This window comes from Mycobacterium sp. DL592, from assembly GCF_011694515.1.
Taxonomy (GTDB): domain Bacteria; phylum Actinomycetota; class Actinomycetes; order Mycobacteriales; family Mycobacteriaceae; genus Mycobacterium.
This window is the reverse complement of record NZ_CP050192.1, coordinates 1,106,764-1,126,962: the sequence shown is the minus strand read 5'-3', so window position 1 is coordinate 1,126,962 and position 20,199 is coordinate 1,106,764. Positions and strand designations below refer to the sequence as shown.

Sequence of the window (20,199 nt, the reverse complement as noted above, 5' to 3'; positions counted from 1 at the left end):
GCCAGGGAGCCACTGCCGGTAACTAGCCTCGGCGCGAATTGACGTCGGAGTCACGCCGGGTCGGCGACGGCACCGTACTGCGCCACTGGCGACACAACGTCCCTGAGCAGGGCATATCTCGTCAAGAGGGCCCTGTCGGACAGCTCCGCCCACCACCCAGGTAATTGCAATGAGAAATATGTCTTACCACTGATGGACAACCGACCATCTCTCAGGCTGTTCTCAGGTAGCTTCCGCTCGTAAGGATGTCCACGGGCAAAGGAGCTCGCATGTCTGCCGCCGTCAATTCCGTGTTCAAGACCACCATCGCACTCGCCGGTGCCGCCGCCATCGCGATGAGCCCGATCGTGCCCACCCAGGACGTCCGGGTCCCCACGGTCCACCTGCCCGCCATCGAACTCACCAGCCTGCCGGTGCCCGCACTCGGGGCGATCCCCTACCAGATCGGCATCAACACCCTGAGCAACCTGCTGGCTCTCGCGCCGATCCTGATCGGCAGCACCGATCAGTGCACGGTGTGCCTCGGCCCGGCCGGAGCGCCGCCGGTGCCCTTCACCGGGTGGGGCCTGATCGGCATGGGTGCGGGCCTGATCGCCAGCCCGATCGCCTTCATCAAGACCCTTCAGGCTGACGGCAGCGTCGCCCAGGCGTTCGGTGCCGCTCTGTTGGCCCTCCAGACACCGATGACCAACACCTTCTCCCTTCTAGGGGCTCCCCGCGCCGTCGGCGGATACGCCCTGCAGGCCGTGCTCGACCGCGCCTTCGCCGCCACCAAGCACACCGTCGACTACGTCGTGAACATCTTGGCCCAGGCGCTGGTGACCGGACCGCTGACCGTACTCGGCGGCGCCGTCAAGGGCGCCCAGATCTTCGCTGGAACATTGGCCGTCTCAGGCGATTTCAGCACCGCGTTCAACGCAGGCCGGGTCCCGTTCGAGCAGGCCGTCACGACGTCGCTCAACGCGCTCACCGCCGAGGTCGACGAGGCCCGCGCCACGATCTACGCCGACCTGACCGCCGGCCCCGGCGTGGCCACCTCACCCATCCCGACGGTCACTCCCCCGCCGCTGGCGACGTCCGCGGTCGCAGGCCCGGTGAGCAAGAAGGTCGTGTCCTTCAAGGCAGTGCCCGGCACGACAGCGGGATCCGCCGCGGCGAGTACCGACAACGGCTCGGGCGCAAAGGATTCCGATGGGGGCTCGCCGGCCGCTTCGCCCAAGGCCGGCAAGTCCACCGGCGGCTCCAAGCGTCAGCACTCGGCGGACTGAGCGCTACTGGGCGGTCTTGACCCAGCGGCCCGCGTCGCCGACGATCCCGACCGGGACCGCCCCGGTCAGGCTGACATTCTGCACGCTCGGGCCCGCCGCCACGATCGTCGCGTCCTGCAGGATGGGCAGCACTGTCGACAAGTTCCACAGCCGCGGCTCGACCTGGGCGATCACCGTGTTGATGTCGGCCGAACCATCAAGGGCCGCAGTGATACTGGGCTGAATACTGCGGTCGCAGATACCGGTGATGTTCGACGGCGCCTGCACCAGCGCGCCGCTCTCGGGAGCCGGCAGCGGGGGCGGTGCGGTCGTGGTCGTGGTGGCGGCCCGGGTGGGCGGCGGAGAGGGAGCGGGACCCGCCGTCGGGGTCGGACTGGTCGAGACCGGGATGGCCTCCAGAGCCGGGCACCCGTAGCGCGAGGCGAGCAGTGTCGCGAGGTCGCCGCCGGCCGCGTGCCAGCCGACGATCGCGTCGACGCTGTTGTTGGCCAACGCATCCGAGTACAACACCGGCGGGTCGAGGGCCAGCACGGTCGCGGCGATGCCGACACTGCGTAACTGGTCGGCCGCGGTGTTGGCCACCGCCACCGAGGTCGGGTCGTTGGCGGCCACCCCGATCACCAGCGACAGCGTCTCACCGTCCTTGCTGATCCGCCCGCGGGTGATCTCCGGCGGGCCGGGCGGCTGCGTCGTGGTGCGCGATCCGGCCGACGGGGGCGGCTGCACCGGTGACTCGGTCGGGGTGCGATCAACCTGAAAACCGGCCTGCTCCAACAGCTCCAGCGATCGTTCCTTACCCAGTGCCGGCGGCGCGGTGGGCACATAGCCGGGGTCGCTGGGGGCCCGGATCTGCGCCTGGGCCAGGGTCACGGTGTTGTCACTGCCCGCCCCGACCGCGGCCAGCAGGTCGACATCCAGCAGGCCCAGGATCGCCTTACGCACGTGCGGGTCGGAGAGCTTGTCCTCCTGGGCGCGCAGCGTCAACTGCATGATCCGCGGCGTGTTGATCCGGTTGGTGCGCACGTCAGGTATCGCCGAGAGCTGTGCGAAAGCGGCTGCGCCGCCGTGCACCTGGGCTACCTGGGTGTCGCCGTTGCGGATCGAATCAGCCAGTGCGGCAGGCGCACCCGCGCGCCGGAACAGGATCTGGTCCGGCGAGGCCGGCGGGCCCCAGAACCGGTCGTTGCGGGCCAGCAGAATCTCGTCGCGCTGCGGGTCGATGTTGTCGACCCGGAACTGGCCGCCGGTCACCGGCAGCGTGCGGGCCAGACCCGCCGGGAAACCCCCGGGCACGTCCTTGACGATGTGGGCGGGCAGCAGGTCGTTGAACAGTTCACGCCAGGCCGGGTACGGCTGGGAGAAGGTCACGACCGCGGTCTTGCCACCGTCGATCGACTGCACACCGGTGATCAGGTCGTAGCCGGCGGGATCGACCACACCAGGCTGGCTGACCATCTGCCGCCACAGATACCAGAAGTCGTCGGCGGCGATCGGAGCGTTGTCGGTCCACGACGCCTCGGGCCGGATCTTGTAGGTGACGGTGAACGGGCTGTCGTTGGTCACCTCGGCCGAGACCAACAACGTCGGGTCCATCTCCCAGCGCGACCCCGTCGGCGTCGCCGGATCCGGAACGGGCCGAAACGAACTGGGTAGCACCAGGGACGCGATGGCCGCGTTCACCGGCGACTGGTCGGAGAGCAGATGCGGGTTGAAGCCGGCCCCGATCGAGTCGATGCCCATGATGATCTGGGTGGCCTTGGGCGGCGGCGGCGTCAGGGTCTGCGAGGTCTCGGTGCTCTGCGGCGCGGGCGGCGGACTCACCGTGCACGCCGCCGTGAGCAGTACGGACAGCAGCGCCGCGACGGTATAGAGGCGCTGTGGTCCGGTCGGCACGCCCTTCAGCGTATCCACCCCTGCCGTGGCTTCCCGGTCAGTTGCGAGCCTTGGCCCGCGACCGCGCCCTGGCGCGCAGCGTGGCGTCGAGTTCGACCTTGCGCACCCGAACGATCTCCGGGGTGACCTCCACGCATTCGTCCTCCGCGCAGAATTCCATCGCCTGCTCGAGCCCGAGTTCCAGCGGGCGGGCCAGCGTCTCCATGACGTCGGCGGTCGACGACCGCATGTTGGTGAGCTTCTTCTCCCGGGTGACGTTGATGTCGAGGTCCTCGGCGCGCGGGTTGATGCCCACCACCTGGCCCTCGTAAGTGTCGTCGCCGGGTTCGACGAAGAACTGGCCGCGATCGGCGAGCTGGATCATCGCGAACGGGGTGACCGTGCCGCTGCGATCGGACACCAGCGAGCCGGTGTGGCGGGCCCGGATCTCGCCTGCCCAGGGCCGGTACCCGTCGAACACGGCGTTGGCGATGCCGGTGCCGCGGGTCAGCGTCAGGAAGTCGGTGCGGAATCCGATCAGGCCACGGCTGGGCACGATGAAGTCCATCCGCACCCATCCAGCGGCGTGGTTGGCCATGTCCTCCATGCGGCCCTTGCGGGCGGCCATGAGCTGCGTGACGGCGCCGACGAATTCTTCGGGACAGTCGATGGTCATCGCCTCGAACGGCTCGTGGATCTTGCCGTCGACCGTCTGGGTGACCACCTGCGGCTTGCCCACCGTGAGCTCGAAGCCCTCGCGGCGCATCTGCTCGACGAGCACGGCCAGCGCGAGCTCACCACGGCCCTGCACCTCCCAGGCGTCGGGCCTGCCGATGTCGACGACCTTGATCGAGACGTTGCCGACGAGCTCCTGGTCCAGCCGGGACTTGACCATCCGGGCGGTCAGCTTGTGTCCGGAGACCTTGCCCGCCAGCGGCGAGGTGTTGGTGCCGACGGTCACCGAGATGGCCGGCTCGTCGACGGTGATGCGCGGCAGCGCATGCGCGTGCTCGGTGTCGGCCAGGGTATCGCCGATCATGATGTCCGGGATACCGGCCACGGCGACGATGTCACCGGCGATCGCCTCGTCGGTGGGGGTGCGCTCGACGCCCTCGGTGACCAGAAGCTCGGTGATCTTGGCGTTGGTGATGACGGGGTGCCCGTCGACCTCCCGCATCCAGGCGACCTGCTGGCCCTTGCGGATGCGGCCCTTGTAAATGCGGATCAGCGCGAGGCGGCCCAGGAAGGCTGAGGCGTCGAGGTTGGTCACCAGCGCCTGCAGCGGAGCCTCGGGATCGCCCTGCGGCGGCGGGATGTGCTCGAGCAGCACGTCGAAGAGCGCATCGAGGTTCTCACCGTCGGGGTTCTCCCCGTTGGCCGGCTCGGTGGTGCTGGCGATACCCGCGCGGCCCGAGGCGTACAGCGTCGGCAGCCCGAGTGCCTTCTCGGCGGCCTTCTGGGCTTCCTCGTCGAGGTCGGAGGCGACGTCGAGCAGCAGGTCGTGGCTCTCGGAGACGACCTCGGCGATGCGGGCGTCGGGGCGGTCGGTCTTGTTGACCACCAGGATCACCGGAAGGTGCGCCGAGAGCGCCTTGCGCAGCACGAAGCGGGTCTGCGGCAGCGGCCCTTCGGAGGCGTCGACGAGCAGCAGCACCCCGTCGACCATGGACAGGCCGCGTTCGACCTCACCACCGAAGTCGGCGTGCCCGGGCGTGTCGATGACGTTGATCACCGTCATCGAGCCGTCCGGGTGGTGCCGGTGCACGGCGGTGTTCTTGGCCAGGATGGTGATGCCCTTTTCCTTCTCCAGGTCACCGGAGTCCATCAGCCGTTCGATCGCGTCGTCACCGCGGTGCGTCAGCGCACCGGACTGCCGCAACATGGCGTCCACCAGAGTCGTCTTGCCGTGGTCGACGTGCGCCACGATGGCGACATTGCGGAAATCCTGCGTATTCACGCTGGTGATTGTCGCAGTGCGATGCCCCGATCGCGAAAACGAGCCGGTTCGTGCTGCACCGTCACGCTGGGCGGATACGGCCGGGCAGTGTGGGCAGGATCTCTTTTGGCCAAGGATCGGGACCGCAGCACGGCCACTGTCTCAGCTGGTGACCGGAGCGGTCGGGGTGAATTCGACCGGCATGGCTTCCAGCCCGCTGACGAAGTTGGCCGGGCGCAGCGGCAGCTGCGTGCCCTCGGCCAGGCGCAGGTCCGGCAGCCGCTGCAGTACCTTTTGGGTCATGGTGGTCAGCTCGAGGCGGGCCAGCTGGTTGCCGAGGCAGAAGTGGGTGCCGAAACCGAATGTCACGTGGTTGTTGGGATTGCGGTCGATGCGGAATGTGTCGGGATCGCCGAAGACGGTCTCGTCGAAGTTGGCCGACTCGAACAGCAGCATGATCTTCTCCCCGGCGTGCAACTGTGTGCCGTGAAAATCGTTGTCCGCGGTCAGGATTCGGCACATGTTCTTGATCGGGGAGGTCCAGCGCAGCATCTCTTCGACGGCGTCGGGCAGCAGCGCCGGGTTGGTGCGCACCGCCTCCCACTGGTCGGGGTGGCGGGAGAGTTCGGCGGTCCCGCCGGACAGGGTGTGGCGGGTGGTCTCGTCGCCGCCGATGAGGATCAGCAGGGTTTCGGAGATGATCTGTTCGTCGGTGAGCTGTTCACCGTCTACCTCGGCGCCGATGAGCACGCTGACCAGATCGTCGGTCGGCTGTTTGCGGCGTTGCTCGATGGTGGCCGCCATGAAGTCGTTGTAGGCCAGCAGTGCGTTGACCGAGGCGGCCAGGATCTCTTCGGAGGCCGTCGAACTCAGCGCGACGACGAGGTCGTCCGACCACGCCAGTAGTGTCTCGCGATCCTCGGGAGCCACCCCGAGCATGTCGCCGATGACGGCCATCGGCAGCGGCGCGGCCAGATCGCGGACGAAGTCGCACTCACCGCGTTCGCAGACCGCGTCGATCAGCGTGTCACACAGGGCCGCAATGGATTCCGACTTGTCCCTGACCTGCTTGCGGGTAAAGCCGGCGTTGACGAGCTTGCGCCGCAACAGGTGCGCCGGGTCGTCCATGTCGATCATGTGGGGCAGCGCCGGCGTGCTGGGCCGGATCCCGCCGGCATTGGAGAACAGTTCGGGGTTGCGTTCGGCGTCGATCACCGCGCGGTAGGTCGCGGCGGCGGCCAGGCCGTTGCGGTCGCGGAACACCGGCTCGTGGGCGCGCATCCAGCGGTAGGCGTCGCGGGCGTTGCCGCCGGCGTAGAACCGGCCGTCGGTCAGGTCGATGTCCGGCTTGTCTGGCACGCCCAGATCATAGGGCGCGAACGCTCACTGTCCGAGGCGTTTCGAGAGCTCCGGCAGCCAGGCCCGGTCGGCCGGTACCCACGGCAGATCCCCGAGTTCGGGCGCGGTGACCCAACGCAACTCACCGTGATCGTGGGGGTGCAGGGTGCCGCCGATGTGGGTGACGAGATAGGCGCGCAGGATCAGCCCGTCACCGACGGGGACATCGACGCCCAGCCGTTCGCCGACGGCCACCTCGACACCGAGCTCTTCGCGGAGCTCGCGGGTCAGTGCCTGCGCCTCGGTCTCCCCCGCCGCGACTTTGCCGCCGGGCAGTTCCCACAGGCCGGCCAGCTCCGGCGGTCGCCGGCGCTGGGCCACCAACAGCGCGGCATCGGCGATCAGCGCACCGGCGACGACGATCTGGGTGGGCATGGCGTCCGACGGTATACCGTCGAAGCATGGCTGTGTTGACCGATGAACAAGTGGACGCCGCTGCCGAGGATCTCGACGGCTGGCATCGCCTCGACGGTGCGTTGCGCCGTTCGGTGACGTTCGGCGCCTTCCTCGACGGTATCGAGGCGGTGCGCCGGGTGGCCGAGCACGCCGAACGCGCCGACCATCATCCAGATATCGATATCCGTTGGCGGACTGTCACTTTCGCGCTCGTCACACATTCCGAGGGCGGGATCACCGACAAGGACGTTGCGATGGCCCGGGAGATCAACGAGATTCTCGCCGACCGCTAGCGGCGATCCAGCCCAGCGTCGCCAGCGTCGCCACGATGTAGATCAGCCCGGCCCAGGCCAGATACCACGGCCGGCTGATCTGCCAGATCGTCGGCTGGGCGAAGCTCAGCAGCCACGGCACCCCGATGAGGGTGAGCACCAGCCAGCCCCAGCCCAGCAGCCGCGCGCCGGGGCGCAGCCGCCACGGGCCGTGGATGAGCCAGATCATCAAGGGCACCAACCACACCCAGTGATGGGTCCACGAGATCGGCGAGATCAGCAGGCCGAACAGTTGCACCACCAGCAGCGAGCCCAGCCGGTCGCGGTCGCCGTCGGCGCCCAGGGCCCGCCAGGCCAGTACCGCCAGCACGGCCGTCACCGCGATCGCGGCAAGCACCAGTGGGCCGTAGCCGGCGTCGTGGCCGAGGATGCGGGAGATACCGCCACGCCAGGACTGGTTGAACGACGTGCCGATCGGCCCGATCCGGCCGGCATCGCCGAGCAGGTCGGTGAAGTAGTAGCGGGCCTGCTGGCCGATCACCAGCATCGACAGTGCGACGGTGGCGACGAAGACCACCGCCGAGAAGATCGCCGCACCCCAGCGGCGCATCCCCAGGAAGTACAGCCCGGTGACCGCCGGGGTGAGCTTGATGCCCGCGGCCACCCCGACCAGCAGACCGGACAGCCACCAGCGGCTGCTGTAGGCGGCGTAGAGCACTCCCAGCACCAGGATGACGTTGACCTGGCCGTAGTCGAAGGTGCTGCGCAGCGGCTCGATCCAGATCGCCACGGCGGTCCACAGCATGGCGGTCGGGCGCCCGTCGGTGATGCCGAGCAGTCGCTGACTCACCCGCACCACGCCGTAGAGCGCGGCGATGATGCCGACCTGCCAGCAGAACGCGACGAGACCGAACGGCAGCAGGTGCAGCGGATAGAACAGCAGCGCGGCGAACGGCGGGTAGGTGAACGGCAGTGGGAAGTCGGGGGTCTGGTCGGCGTAGACGTAGGAGTAGAGCGTGCCGGGGTGATCGAGTGCGGCCGCCCCGCCGATGTAGACGTGGAGGTCGACGAAGTTCGCACCGTTGGGCACCAGGTAGGTCCAGGCCAGGCGGGCGGCCACGCTCAGCGCGAGCAGCAGAGCCGATGAGCGCGTTCTACCCACCTCGCGACAGTAACGCCACGGCGGTTTTCCGGCGGGATCACCGCCGTGGCGTTACTGCCGGCGCGGGGCTTGTCCGACGCGGCGCATCACCGTAGGCCATCACTGCCGTAACGGTTGCATAAACGCCACACGTGTCACTTGAGTAACTCTAGTAACGGACTACCTTCGGGTGCAGACCTGCCATCGAAGGATTGGGATCACCATGTCACGTTTCACAAAGCTGTTCGCTGCCAACGCGATTGCGGCCGCCGGACTGTGCTCGGCGGCGCTTGCACTGAGCCCCGCCGCGGCCGCCGACCCGGCCGTTTCGCCGGCCATTCCCGGCGTGCCGGCGCTCAACATGCTCCAGCAGTTCGCCACCAACCCGGCCAGCGCCGCGGCGTTGCTGCAGACGGCGGCCACCGCGCTGACCGGGGCATCGGCCATCACCGGCGCGCCCGCGCAGACGGTTCCGGTCTCGCCGATCGGCGGCGCACCGGCGGCCACCGCGCCGCTGCCGGGCATGCCCGCCCCGGCCCCGGCCCCCACGGCCGGCGGTATGGCCGGACCGATCATCCCGCTGCTGAACCAGCTCGGCGTGCCCGGCAACCTGGCCAACCTGACCCCCGAGTCGGTGCCCTTCCCGGTGGCCATCGGCAACACGCCGGGCATCGCGAACGCGCCGGTGAACGCACCGGGCGAGGTACCGCCGGCCAGCAACCCGCCGATCGCGCCGACCACCCCGGGCGGCGCCGGCCTGGGCCAGCTGTTGCCGCTGTCCGCTCTGCCCTGACCGTCAACGACCCGATAAGGGAGCACACCGTGCAGATTGCCAAGCTGTCCGCCGGCCTGACCGCCGCCGCGCTCGTCGCGGCCATGAGTCTGACGCCGGTCGCGACCGCCGACCCGACCATTCCGCTGGATCCCGGCCAGCTGCCCGGCCTCGACGCCGTGCAGAGCCTGAGCCCGGTGATCCAGCAGGCCGCTGGCAATCCCTCATCGGCGCAGCAGCTGCTGCTGGCCGCTGCCTCACAGCTGGCCGGCAATGCCACCACGCCGGCCGGTTCGGCGGCGCTGGCTCAGCAGGTCACCAAGTTCGTGCAGGAGGGCGGGGCCGCGGGCCCGTCGGCCGCGATGCCTGTGGGGGCACCCCCCGCCGCCCAGGCGTTGACCGGCGTCGCACACGGCACCACGCCGTTGATGACGCCCGGCACCGGCAACGGCCCCGTCCCCCTGCCTGAACACCTCCCGGCACCGGGCGCCGCCTACGGCGGTGAGGCTCACCTGCCCGAGGGCATCGACCCGACGCATGCCGTCGGGCCGGCTCCCGACGCGCTGCCGGAAATCCCGACCCCGGTCACCTCCGTCACCCCGGCCGCCCCGGCTGCCGTCCCGGCCGCCAACGCCATCGCGGCGCCGGCGCCGGCGCCCGCAGCTGCGCCCGCCGCGCCCAACTACGACCCGGCCAGCCCGCCGACCCAGGACTTCATGTACCCGTCGATCTCCAACGGCTGCCTCAAAGACGGCGGCAACGTCATCGCGACCGCGATCTCGGTCGCCGGGCCGGCCAAGATCCCCACCCCCGGACCGGTCGCCGGCCAGACCGCCTACGTGTTCACCGCGGTGGGCACACCCGCCCCGGCCGCCGAGCAGAAGCTGCCGCTCAACGTCACGTGGGTCAACCTGACCACCGGCAAGTCGGGCAGCGCCACGCTCAAGCCCAACCCGGACATCAACCCGCAGGGCCCGACCACGCTGACCGCCGTCGCCGACACCGGCTCGGGCAGCATCATGTCGACGATCTTCGGCCAGGTGACCACTGTCGACAAGCAGTGCACCTTCATGCCGACGATCGGTTCGACCGTCGTGCCCTGATCGGCGAAACACCGCGCTAGGGTTGGCAGTACGCCCAACCCCAGGATCGGCCCGCCAATGGAGACGCTCGACCCGATCGACGCCCTGATGCTCACCGGCGAGTTGCTGTCGAGCCCGATGCACGTCGCCGTGGTGATGATCCTGTCCCCACCTCCTGGCGTCGATACCCGCAGCTATGTCGAGACGCTCTACGCGGACAGCCTGAGCGCCACCGCACCGATCGACCCGCGGCTGCGCCGCAGGCCCTACCGCGGTATCGACACCGCCGGGGTGTGGGTGTGGCGCGACGCCGACGACATCGACCTGCGCCACCACATGCAGCGCCGCACGCTTCCGCAGGGGTCGGGCCCGGAAGCGTTGTGGGAGTTGGTCTCTCACCTTCACGCACTGCCGCTGGACCGCTCGGCGCCGATGTGGATGGCGTATCTGATCGACGGCCTGGCCGATGGGCGCTTCGCCTTCTACCTCAAGGTCCACCACATCGTCGTCGACGGGGTGGCCGGGCTGAAGATGATCGGCGACTCCCTGACGTCTGACCCCGAGCAGCGCGACATGCCGCCGTTCTACGCCTGCACCGCCGCACCCGAGAAGCGACCGCCGACCAGGCGCCTGCCCAACCCGCTGTCGGCGGTCAAGGCGGCAGCCGGTGTGGCGGCCTCCGGGCTGAGCCTGACCCGCCACGTGGTGGCCGGCGAGCTCGCCACCATCCTCGGCAGCCTCACCACCCCGGCGGTGGCACCGCCGTTCGGGGCACCGCACACCCGGTTCAACACCAAGCTCGGAGCGCACCGATCGGTGGCGGCAACCAGCTTGGACCGCAACAGGATTCGCGCCATCCAGCAGGCCGCGGGGGTGACCGGCAACGACGTCGTCACCGCGGTGATCTCAGGTGTGGTGCGGGACTGGCTGGCCGAGCAGGACGAGCTGCCGCGCCAGTCGCTGGTGGCGATCTGCCCGGTGACGGTGCGCGATCCCGGCGCGGCCGACGATGACGAGCACGGCAACCAGTTCGGGCTGGGGTTGTGCCCGCTGGGCACCAACATCTCCGATGCCGGGCAGCGGCTCACCCTGGTGCACTACGCGATGGGCAACGTCAAACACCAGGTGGCGGCGCAGGGGCCGGGGGCCATGCTGGTGGTGCTGATGCCGGCGATCGGCCCGACCGTGCTGGCGCCGCAGTTGCCGTTCGCGTCGTGGATCCGGCCGAGCTACAACCTGCCGATCTCCAATGTGCCCGGCCCGCAGGAGCAGCGGTACTTCAACGGCGCGCACGTCGACGAGATCTACCCCGTGTCGGTGGTCTACGACGGGATGGCGCTCAATGTGACGGTGTGCTCGTACGCCGATCGCATCGGGGTCGGCTATGTGGCCGACCGCGACGTGATCGCCGACATCGACGACCTGGTTCCGCTGACCGAGAAGGCGCTGGCCGACCTGGAGGCCGCCGTGGGCGTGGCCTAGTAGTCCCCCCCTGTCGCCCAGACTGACACCACGCAGAAGAACTGCGAGTGAGCGTCTGCCTGGCTTCAGTCTCGGTGTGGCCTAGTAGGCCATGAAGAGGATCTCGTCGCGGCCGTAGTCCATGCCCGGATGCGCCGAGGCCAGGTGCGCCTTGGTGAGCTCGACGAGCTCGTCCTCGTCCTTGCCGCGGATCGCCTCGCCACACGGACAGTTCAGATGGGTCTTCATGGTGCCTCCTGCGCTAGTGAGCTCAGGCCTTCGCCTTCGCTGCGGCCTTCATCTTCTTCTTGTACGCCCTGACTTGGTCCAGCGACCCCTTATCGACGACATCGGCGATCGACATGTGGGTGCCGGCCTTGCCGTAGTCACCGACGGCGGCCCGCCAGCCCTGCGGGGTGACGCCATACTGCTTGCCCAGCAGCGCCAGGAAGATTTTGGCCTTCTGCTCACCGAAGCCGGGCAGTGCCTTCAGGCGGCGCAGCACCTCGGCACCGTCGGGGTCGCCGTCGAGCCACAGCCGCGCGGTGTCGCCGTCGTAGCGGTCGACGATCTCGCGGGCCAGATCCTGCACACGCTTGGCCATCGAACCCGGGAAGCGATGCACCGCAGGGGTTTTCGCGAACTCCTCGGCGAACTTCTCCGGGTCGTACTCGGCGATCAGACGGGGGTCGATGCCACCGAGGCGCTCGAGCAGCTTGCGCGGGCCCGCAAAGGCGACTTCCATCGGGATCTGCTGATCAAGCATCATGCCCATGAGAAGAGCAAACGGATCCTCGGACAGGAGGCTGTCTGCCGCGGGATCCTGGGTCAGTTGCAACTGCGCCATGGCGACAGTGTAGGTCGAAGCAGGAGGCGAGATGTCGGGAGCGGTGGCGATCGCGCTGGCGGCTTCGCTGGCCGCGGTCGCGCTGATCATCGGCGTGCTGGCGGTGCTGACCCGCCGCCGGGTCAGCACACCCGCCGAGCGCGCCGTGCACGCCACCCTGCACACCGCCTCACTGGCCGCCCGCTCACTGCGAAAAGGCCTCGACGCCGACTCCGCGCAGGGAGCCGCGCCCCACCTGCGCACCCTGACCGGCGCCGACGGCGTCGCGCTCTACGACGGCGAGGGCACCCTGCTGGCCGCCGACCCGGGCGGAGACCTGTGGGCACCGCCGACCACGGCCGTGTGCCACCAGACCGCGCGCGAGGCGATCGCCGGCCAGCGCCGCGTGCTGGCCCGCGACCAGACCCCCGCGGTGGTCGCCCAGCCGCTGCTCGACGACGACGGGATCGTCATCGGCGTGCTCGTCGCGGTCAACGCCGCCGAGCCGGCCCCGGGCATGCTCGGCGCCATCGGTGAGGTCGCCCGCTACGCCGCCAGCCAGCTCGAGCTCGCCGAACTCGCGGCATCGCGGGCCCGCCTGGACCGCGCCGAGGTGCTCGCGCTGCGCGCCCAGATCAGCCCGCACTTCATCTACAACGCGCTGAACACCATCGCCTCGTTCGTGCGCACCGACCCCGACCGTGCCCGCGACCTGATCCTGGAGTTCGCCGACTTCACCCGCTACTCGTTCCGCTCGGCCGGCCCGTACACCGTGCTAGCCGACGAGCTGCGCAACATCGACCGCTATCTGACGCTGGAGCGTGCCCGGTTCGGCACCAACCTCTCAGTCACTCTGCAGGTCGCCCCCGAGGTGCTCACCGTGGTGGTGCCGTTCCTGGCGTTGCAGCCGCTGGTCGAGAACGCCGTGCGGCACGGCCTGGCGGGCCGCGCCGGCGGCTCGGTCGAGATCGTCGCGCGCAACGAAGGATCCGACTGCGTGATCACCGTCGAGGACGACGGCATCGGGATGGATCCGGAGATCCTGCGCTCCGGGCACGGCGACGTGCTGGCAGACGGCGAGCAGGCCGCCCACGTCGGCTTGACGAATGTCGATCATCGCCTGCGCGCGGCCTTCGGCAACGACTACGGTCTGGTGGTCGAGACAGCCCCGGGCGCGGGTACCAAAGTCATCATGCGGGTGCCCAAGTTCCGGGCGGGCGTGCGGGCCTAGAGCCCGAGGGAGGTGGGATGGCGCTTTCGGTGCTCGCGGTCGACGACGAAGCCCCTGCCCGCGACGAACTGGCGTATCTACTGGGTGAACACCCCGACGTCGCCGACGTGGTCGCGGTCGGCGACGCCACCTCCGCACTGCGCATCCTCAACGAGCGCACCGTCGACGCGATCTTCCTTGACATCAACATGCCCGGATTGTCCGGGCTCGAACTGGCCAGCGTGCTGGGCAACTTCGCGCACCCGCCGTCGGTCGTGTTCGTCACCGCGCACGACGACAAGGCGGTGGCCGCCTTCGAAGTCGGGGCCTTGGACTACCTGCTCAAGCCGATCCGCACGGAGCGCCTCGACGAGGCTGTCCGCCGGGTCGTCGCGGCCCGCAGCGCCGAACCCGCAGCGCAGCAGGACGAATCGATCGGCGACACCGTCCCCGTCGAACTCGCCGGGGTCACCCAGCTGGTGCGCGCCGACACCATCGGCTGGGTCGAGGCCGAGGGCGACTACGCCCGGCTGCATGCGGCTTCGGGATCGCATCTGGTCCGAATCCCGTTGACCACCTTGGAAGACCGCTGGCGCAGCCGGGGCTTTCAGCGCGTGCACCGCTCGTATCTGGTGGCGCTGAACATGGTCACCGGCCTGCGCACCTCCGGTGCCTCGACGCTGGTGCGGTTGCGGGCCAACGGATCATCACCACCGGTGGAGCTGCCGGTCAGCCGCAGGCAGGCCCGCGAGCTGCGCGACCGGCTGATCCGCGACCCGATGCGGACCTTCCGGCCCGGCAGCGGCGATGACTAGATCCGGGCGCCCGCAACGCGAGCGGGTGGTGCTGGCACACCGCCGGGGCACCAGGGTGGTGCACACCCGCGTCGAGGTGCAGGAGCAGACCGAGGTCGGCGACGCGCTGGTGCGCGGCCTGGTGCGCGCCCAGCTCGGGCTGGCGCTGCGGCTGGCCGCGCTGGTCGCCGGCGGGATGGCCGCGCTGCCGTTGCTCAACGCCGCCTTCCCGGAACTCGCCGCTGTCACGGTGTTCGGGATGCGGCTGAACTGGCTGATCCTGGCCGTGCTGGTGTACCCGGCGATGTATGGGGTGGGCCGGCTGTTCATCCGGCTGGCCGAGCAGGGTGAGCGCGACTTCATGGGTGTAGTCGACGAGGACGGGCCCGACCGGTGAGCACCGCGACCGCCCTGACGGCCGGTGGCTTGCTGGCGTCCGCGGTGGCGACGGTGGCCGTCGGGGCCTGGGGGGTGCGGCTGGCGCGGACCACGTCGGACTTCCTGGTGGCCTCGCGCACCGTCGGGCCGCGGTGGAACGCCGCGGCGATATCGGGTGAATACCTTTCGGCGGCATCCTTTCTCGGCGTCGCCGGGCTGATCGCCAAGTACGGGGCCGACGCCCTGTGGTACCCGGTCGGCTTCACCGCAGGCTATCTGGGCCTGCTGCTGTTCGTCTCCGCACCGCTGCGCCGCTCCGGCGCCTACACGGTTCCGGACTTCGCCGAGTTCCGGCTCGGGTCGACGCGCCTGCGCCGGGTGGCCATGCTGGTGGTCGTCACCGTGTGCATCCTCTATCTGGTTCCCCAGTACCAGGGCGCCGGGTTGACGCTGAAAACCCTTCTGGGCGTGCCGGTCTGGATCGGTCCGCTACTGGTGGGCGGCATCGTGGTCGTCAACGTGGTCGGCGGCGGCATGCGGTCGATCACGTTCGTGCAGGCGTTCCAGTACTGGCTCAAACTCACCGCCGTCGCAGTGCCGGCACTGGTGCTGGCCGTCCACTTCGGCACCGAGCACCCGCAACTGGGCGGGCCGCTGCCGCCCACCGTGGACCGCCAGACCACCGTCGCCGTCGACACTGCCGTCGTCGTCACCGTCACCGACCCGACCGGTGTCACCGTCACCGGACCAGCCCGCAGCGGCGCCCTGCCCGGCCCCGGCCAGTACACCCTGCCCGGGGGCAGCACCCTGACCCTGGCCGCCGGCGCCCAGACGCCGGTGGTCGCAGGGGCGCCGCCCACCGGTGAGCAGTGGATCGCCAACGGCGGCGGCTTGGGCGGCAAACACCCGCTTTACCAAGTGTTCTCGATCATGGTGGCCACCTTCCTCGGCGCCATGGGCCTGCCGCATGTGCTGGTGCGCTTCTATACCAATCCCGACGGCCGGGCCGCGCGACGTACCGCACTGGCAGTGATCGCGCTGCTGTCGCTGTTCTATCTGTTCCCCACCCTGCTCGGGGTGTTCGCCCGGCTCTATGTCCCGCAACTTCTGGTCACCGGCAAGTCGGATGCGGCGGTGCTGGTGCTGCCGTCGGCCACCATCGCCGGGCTGCCCGGCGAGCTGATCGGCGCGCTGGTCGCCGCCGGTGCCATCGCAGCGTTCCTGGCGACCTCCTCGGGCCTGCTGGTCAGCATCGCCGGCGCGCTGTCCACCGACGTAATGCGCGGCCGGGTCCGGGACTTCCGGCTGGTGGCTGTGATCGCCGGGGTGATCCCGATTCCGTTGTCGCTCATCGCGTCCTCGCTGGAGCTGTCCCGCGGCGTCGGGTTGGTGTTCGCCGTGGCCGCCTCGACGCTGTGCCCGCTGCTGGTGCTGGGTATCTGGTGGCGTGGGCTGACCGCCGCGGGCGCGGCGGCGGGCCTGATCGTCGGGGCGCTGTCGTCCGGTCTCGCCGCCCTGCTGGCGGTCACCGGCTGGGTCGACGACACCGGACTGCACGGCTGGCCGGCCACCCTGATCGGGTATCCCGCCGCAGTGACGGTGCCGTTGGCGTTCGCGACGATGGTGATCGTCAGCCGGGCGACCCGTGCCGACGTCCCACCGGACGTGGCACGGATCTTCGCCCGCATGCACGTGCCCGAACGCCTTGGCATGAGCGTGGAGCGTGTCCCCCGCGGCTGAGCCGGCGGGCAGGAGCGGAGCGACCCGGGGAGCTGACAACCGCTCGTCGCCGCCGGACAACCGTTGGGCGCACGCTCCGACAGTTCAGCTCGTGACCCTAGGAACTGTGACCCACCTCTCAATAGCCTGTGAACACCATCGAGTTCACAACCACAGGAGCGTGCGGTGCCCTCAACTGACATCCCGCCGCGGGAAACCCAACCCAGCGGCGCCCAATACCTGGCCGTGCAGGCCAGCCCGGAGTTCCAGGAGCTGCGCCGCACCCTGCGCCGCTTCGTGTTCCCCACGACGGCCTTCTTCCTCATCTGGTACGCCAGCTACGTCCTGCTGGGTGCCTTCGCCCATGACTTCATGGCGATCAAGGTGTGGGGCAACGTCAATGTCGGCCTGCTGCTCGGGCTGGGCCAGTTCCTGACGACGTTCCTCATCACCGGTCTCTACGTCCGCTTCGCCAACCGCGAGCTCGACCCGCGTGCCGAGAAGATCCGCAACGAAATGCATTGGAGCCAGCAGTGAATCACGTGACCTTGCTGGCCGAGAGCACCAAGATCGGCAATCCGGTCGTCAACATCAGCATCTTCGTGGCCTTTGTGATCATCACGTTGTTCATCGTGATTCGGGCCAGCCGCTCCAACACCAATGCCACCGAGTTCTTCACTGCGGGCCATGCGTTCTCCGGCCCGCAGAACGGCATCGCGATCGCCGGCGACTACCTGTCGGCGGCCAGCTTCCTGGGCATCGCGGGCGCGATCGCGGTCTACGGCTACGACGGCTTCCTGTACTCGATCGGCTTCCTGGTGGCCTGGCTGGTGGCACTGCTGCTGGTGGCCGAATTGCTACGTAACACAGGCAGATTCACGATGGCCGACGTGCTGAGCTTCCGGCTCAAGCAGCGGCCGGTCCGGCTGGCCGCGGCCACCTCGACGCTGACGGTGTCGCTGTTCTACCTGCTGGCCCAGATGGCCGGCGCCGGTGGTCTGGTGGCGCTGCTGCTCGACATCCACGGCCGCACCGCGCAGTCGTTCGTCATCGCGGTGGTCGGCGTGCTGATGATCGTCTACGTCCTGGTCGGCGGTATGAAGGGCACCACCTGGGTGCAGATCATCAAGGCGGTGCTGCTGATCGCCGGGGCCGCGCTCATGACGATCATGGTGCTGGCCAAGTTCGGGCTGAACTTCTCCGAAATCCTGGGCTCGGCGCAGAACATGGTGCACCAGGCCACCACCAAGGGAGTGGCCAGCCGCGACGTGCTGGCACCCGGCGCGCAGTACGGGGCGTCGACCACCTCGAAGCTCAACCTGCTTTCGCTCGGTCTGGCGCTGGTGCTGGGCACCGCGGGTCTGCCGCATGTGCTGATGCGCTTCTACACGGTGCCCACCGCCAAGGAAGCACGCCGTTCTGTGGTGTGGGCGATCGCGCTGATCGGCGCCTTCTACCTGTTCACCCTGGTGCTGGGCTACGGCGCCGCGGCGCTGGTCGGGCCCGACAAGATTCTGAAGGCTCCGGGCGGGCAGAACTCCGCGGCTCCGCTGCTGGCCTTCGAACTCGGCGGCGTGATTCTGCTCGGCGTCATCTCCGCGGTGGCCTTCGCGACGATCCTCGCGGTGGTGGCCGGCCTGACGATCACCGCGTCGGCGTCGTTCGCCCACGACGTCTACGCCAGTGTTCTCAAGAACCACAAGGTGACTGAGGACGAGCAGGTGCGGGTCTCCCGGATCACCGCGGTGGTGCTCGGTATCGCGGCGATCGGGTTGGGAATTCTGGCCAACGGGCAGAACGTCGCCTTCCTGGTGGCACTGGCGTTCGCGGTAGCGGCCTCGGCCAACCTGCCGACGATCGTCTACTCGCTGTACTGGAAGCGGTTCAACACCCGTGGCGCACTGTGGAGCATGTACGGCGGCCTGATCAGTTGCATCGTGCTCATCGTCTTCTCCCCCGCGGTTTCGGGGACCAAGACTTCGATGATCCCCGGTGCCCACTTCGACTGGTTCCCGCTGGCCAACCCCGGCATCGTGTCGATCCCGCTGGCCTTCATCCTCGGTGTCATCGGAACGCTGACGTCCTCGGACACCGGCGATCCGGAACTCAATGCCGAGATGGAGGTGCGCTCGCTGACCGGCGTCGGCGCCGAGAGGGCGACGCACCACTAAATGAGGTGAGAATCTCGCCGGGTGCGGGAATGGTGAAGGCGTGTCGACGACGTTGACCTTGGTTATGATCCCCGGTCGCTTCGCTCCAGCCCGCCGCGTCTTATGACCATGACCCCCACCCGGCGAGTGTTCTCGTTCGCGTTACTGGCCTACGCGTTCGCCGCTGTCATGGCCGGCACCACCCTGCCTACGCCGCTGTACGCGCTCTATGGGCAGCGCATGCACTTCGAGGTGCTGACCACCACCGTGATCTACGCCAGTTACGCCGGCGGTGTGCTGGCGGCGCTGCTGGTGTTCGGGCGGTGGTCGGACGCCGTTGGCCGCCGCCCGATGCTGCTGGCCGGGACGGCGTGCGCGGTGGCCAGCGCCGCGGTGTTCCTGGCCGCGGACTCGGTGCCGGTGCTGCTGGTGGCACGGGTGCTCTCCGGGCTGTCGGCGGGATTGTTCACCGGCACCGCCACCGCTGCCGTCATCGAGGCCGCCCCGCCGGCTTGGCGGGACCGGGCGCCTGCGGTGGCCACCGTCGCCAATATCGGCGGCCTGGGGGCCGGGCCGGTGCTGGCCGGCGTGCTCGCGCAGTACGCCCCCGCGCCACTGCAGTTGACCTTCGTCGTACACATTGTGCTCGCGGCGCTGGCCACGGTGTCGGTACTGCTGGTTCCTGAAACCTCACGCCGAACCGGACGCATTGGATTCCAACGTCTTTCGGTGCCACCGGAGGTGCGTTCGGTGTTCGTCACCGCGGCGCTGGCCGCGTTCGCCGGGTTCTCGGTCACCGGGCTGTTCACCTCGGTGGCACCGGCGTTCCTGGCCAAGGTCGTCGGCATCGACAACCACGCGCTGGCCGGTGTGATTGCGGGGACGATCTTCGGGGCCTCGGCCGTGGCGCAGATCGTGGCTGCCCGGGTCGCCCCGCAGCGGGCGGTGGCGGTCGGCTGCGCGATCCTTGCCGCGGGGATGGCGATTCTGGTTGCCGCCCTGGTGTTCTCGTCGCTGGCCGGGCTGATCACGGCGGCCGTGGTGTCCGGCGTGGGGCAGGGCATCAGCTTCAGCCGCGGGCTGGCCGCCGTCGCTGAACGCACTCCCGCGGACCGGCGCGCGGAAGTCAGCTCCACCTACTTCGTGGTGGCCTACATCGCGATCGCGGTGCCGGTGATCGGCGAAGGCTTCGCCGCCCAGGCATTCGGCTTACGTCCCAGCGGCATCGCGTTCGCCATCGCTGTCGGTGTGCTGGCGCTGGGCTGCCTGGCCGGCATCCTGCGCCAGGAGTCCCGTTCGGGAAATCCCTCGGCGGCAACGCTTTCCGCAGCGCGCAGCGACTAGCCGCTCTTGCGGCGGAACTCCCGGCGGTTCTCCACCGGTCCGTGCGCGCGGGGCTGCTTGCTGGCGCCGTCCTTGTGGCCGGCATTGCCCGCCGACTTCGCCTTCTTGCGCTCCAGCGCCTCGCGGAACTTGCGCTTGGTGTCGTCCTGCGGTTCGGACTCTGACTCGGCCATCCTCGCA

At 69.3% G+C, this 20,199-nt stretch carries 20 protein-coding genes; 12 read left to right on the top strand and 8 right to left on the bottom strand.

Translation table 11 applies throughout. The features are described 5' to 3' along the window. Positions 1 to 269 precede the first annotated feature (269 nt). A complete protein-coding gene (locus tag HBE64_RS05535) occupies positions 270 to 1,268 on the top strand; it encodes a hypothetical protein (protein ID WP_167098795.1) in 999 nt (332 codons plus the stop codon). A gap of 3 nt (positions 1,269 to 1,271) precedes the next feature. Here HBE64_RS05535 and HBE64_RS05530 read toward each other — a convergent pair whose 3' ends face one another. From HBE64_RS05530 to HBE64_RS05515, 4 genes are all read right to left on the bottom strand, one after another. Next, positions 1,272 to 3,170 (bottom strand): ABC transporter family substrate-binding protein, encoded by a 1,899-nt coding sequence (locus tag HBE64_RS05530; RefSeq protein WP_167108722.1) that lies wholly within the window; start codon positions 3,168 to 3,170, stop codon positions 1,272 to 1,274. A gap of 28 nt (positions 3,171 to 3,198) precedes the next feature. Next, positions 3,199 to 5,097: a translational GTPase TypA gene (typA, locus tag HBE64_RS05525; RefSeq protein ID WP_167098792.1), complete on the bottom strand. Its 1,899-nt coding sequence runs from the start codon at positions 5,095 to 5,097 to the stop codon at positions 3,199 to 3,201. A 141-nt stretch (positions 5,098 to 5,238) separates the two neighbouring features. Further along, positions 5,239 to 6,435, bottom strand: a complete 1,197-nt coding sequence (locus HBE64_RS05520) for a cytochrome P450 (protein ID WP_167098789.1) — start codon at positions 6,433 to 6,435, stop codon at positions 5,239 to 5,241. Between the two features lie 24 nt (positions 6,436 to 6,459). After that, entirely contained in the window at positions 6,460 to 6,849 is a 390-nt protein-coding gene (locus HBE64_RS05515; RefSeq protein ID WP_167098786.1) for a (deoxy)nucleoside triphosphate pyrophosphohydrolase, read from the bottom strand. A 26-nt stretch (positions 6,850 to 6,875) separates the two neighbouring features. On the opposite strand from HBE64_RS05515, the gene HBE64_RS05510 reads away from it, so the two are divergent. Then, entirely contained in the window at positions 6,876 to 7,163 is a 288-nt protein-coding gene (locus tag HBE64_RS05510; RefSeq protein ID WP_167098783.1) for a 4a-hydroxytetrahydrobiopterin dehydratase, read from the top strand. On the opposite strand, the gene HBE64_RS05505 is transcribed toward HBE64_RS05510, so the two are convergent. Further along, the gene (locus HBE64_RS05505) at positions 7,138 to 8,304 is read right to left on the bottom strand and encodes a mannosyltransferase (protein ID WP_167098780.1); all 1,167 of its coding nucleotides are present in this window, start codon (positions 8,302 to 8,304) and stop codon (positions 7,138 to 7,140) included. The genes HBE64_RS05510 and HBE64_RS05505 overlap by 26 nt on opposite strands. A gap of 202 nt (positions 8,305 to 8,506) precedes the next feature. Between HBE64_RS05505 and HBE64_RS05500 the strand changes: the two genes are divergently transcribed. The 3 genes from HBE64_RS05500 (at position 8,507) to HBE64_RS05490 (ending at position 11,619) form a co-directional block, all read left to right on the top strand. Next, positions 8,507 to 9,076 (top strand): hypothetical protein, encoded by a 570-nt coding sequence (locus HBE64_RS05500; protein ID WP_167098777.1) that lies wholly within the window; start codon positions 8,507 to 8,509, stop codon positions 9,074 to 9,076. 83 nt (positions 9,077 to 9,159) lie between these two features. Then, positions 9,160 to 10,158: a hypothetical protein gene (locus HBE64_RS05495; protein WP_208300651.1), complete on the top strand. Its 999-nt coding sequence runs from the start codon at positions 9,160 to 9,162 to the stop codon at positions 10,156 to 10,158. Between the two features lie 57 nt (positions 10,159 to 10,215). Next, a complete protein-coding gene (locus tag HBE64_RS05490) occupies positions 10,216 to 11,619 on the top strand; it encodes a wax ester/triacylglycerol synthase family O-acyltransferase (RefSeq protein ID WP_167098771.1) in 1,404 nt (467 codons plus the stop codon). Positions 11,620 to 11,700: 81 nt separating this feature from the next. On the opposite strand, the gene HBE64_RS05485 is transcribed toward HBE64_RS05490, so the two are convergent. Next, the gene (locus HBE64_RS05485; RefSeq protein ID WP_167098768.1) at positions 11,701 to 11,847 is read right to left on the bottom strand and encodes a DUF1059 domain-containing protein; all 147 of its coding nucleotides are present in this window, start codon (positions 11,845 to 11,847) and stop codon (positions 11,701 to 11,703) included. A gap of 22 nt (positions 11,848 to 11,869) precedes the next feature. Beyond that, positions 11,870 to 12,445 carry an HhH-GPD-type base excision DNA repair protein gene (locus HBE64_RS05480; RefSeq protein WP_167098765.1) on the bottom strand — a complete coding sequence of 192 codons (576 nt, stop codon included), beginning with the start codon at positions 12,443 to 12,445 and terminating at the stop codon, positions 11,870 to 11,872. Positions 12,446 to 12,476: 31 nt separating this feature from the next. Here HBE64_RS05480 and HBE64_RS05475 point away from each other — a divergent pair, with 31 nt between their 5' ends. From HBE64_RS05475 to HBE64_RS05445, 7 genes are all read left to right on the top strand, one after another. Next, positions 12,477 to 13,655, top strand: a complete 1,179-nt coding sequence (locus tag HBE64_RS05475) for a sensor histidine kinase (RefSeq protein WP_167098763.1) — start codon at positions 12,477 to 12,479, stop codon at positions 13,653 to 13,655. 17 nt (positions 13,656 to 13,672) lie between these two features. Beyond that, entirely contained in the window at positions 13,673 to 14,449 is a 777-nt protein-coding gene (locus tag HBE64_RS05470; RefSeq protein ID WP_167098758.1) for a LytTR family DNA-binding domain-containing protein, read from the top strand. Continuing rightward, positions 14,442 to 14,825: a hypothetical protein gene (locus HBE64_RS05465; RefSeq protein WP_167098755.1), complete on the top strand. Its 384-nt coding sequence runs from the start codon at positions 14,442 to 14,444 to the stop codon at positions 14,823 to 14,825. Before HBE64_RS05470 ends, HBE64_RS05465 begins: the two co-directional genes overlap by 8 nt. After that, complete coding sequence (locus HBE64_RS05460; protein ID WP_167098752.1) at positions 14,822 to 16,546, top strand: cation acetate symporter; 1,725 nt, start codon at positions 14,822 to 14,824, stop codon at positions 16,544 to 16,546. The genes HBE64_RS05465 and HBE64_RS05460 overlap by 4 nt, the downstream gene beginning before the upstream one ends. Positions 16,547 to 16,711: 165 nt before the next feature. Continuing rightward, positions 16,712 to 17,062 (top strand): DUF485 domain-containing protein, encoded by a 351-nt coding sequence (locus HBE64_RS05455; protein ID WP_167098749.1) that lies wholly within the window; start codon positions 16,712 to 16,714, stop codon positions 17,060 to 17,062. Continuing rightward, positions 17,059 to 18,696, top strand: coding sequence for a cation acetate symporter (locus HBE64_RS05450; RefSeq protein WP_167098746.1), 1,638 nt, complete (start codon positions 17,059 to 17,061; stop codon positions 18,694 to 18,696). Before HBE64_RS05455 ends, HBE64_RS05450 begins: the two co-directional genes overlap by 4 nt. Positions 18,697 to 18,804: 108 nt before the next feature. Beyond that, entirely contained in the window at positions 18,805 to 20,019 is a 1,215-nt protein-coding gene (locus tag HBE64_RS05445) for an MFS transporter (protein WP_167098743.1), read from the top strand. On the opposite strand, the gene HBE64_RS05440 is transcribed toward HBE64_RS05445, so the two are convergent. Next, complete coding sequence (locus tag HBE64_RS05440) at positions 20,016 to 20,192, bottom strand: DUF5302 domain-containing protein (RefSeq protein ID WP_167098740.1); 177 nt, start codon at positions 20,190 to 20,192, stop codon at positions 20,016 to 20,018. The two genes, HBE64_RS05445 and HBE64_RS05440, sit on opposite strands and share 4 nt — an antisense overlap. Positions 20,193 to 20,199: the final 7 nt, after the last annotated feature.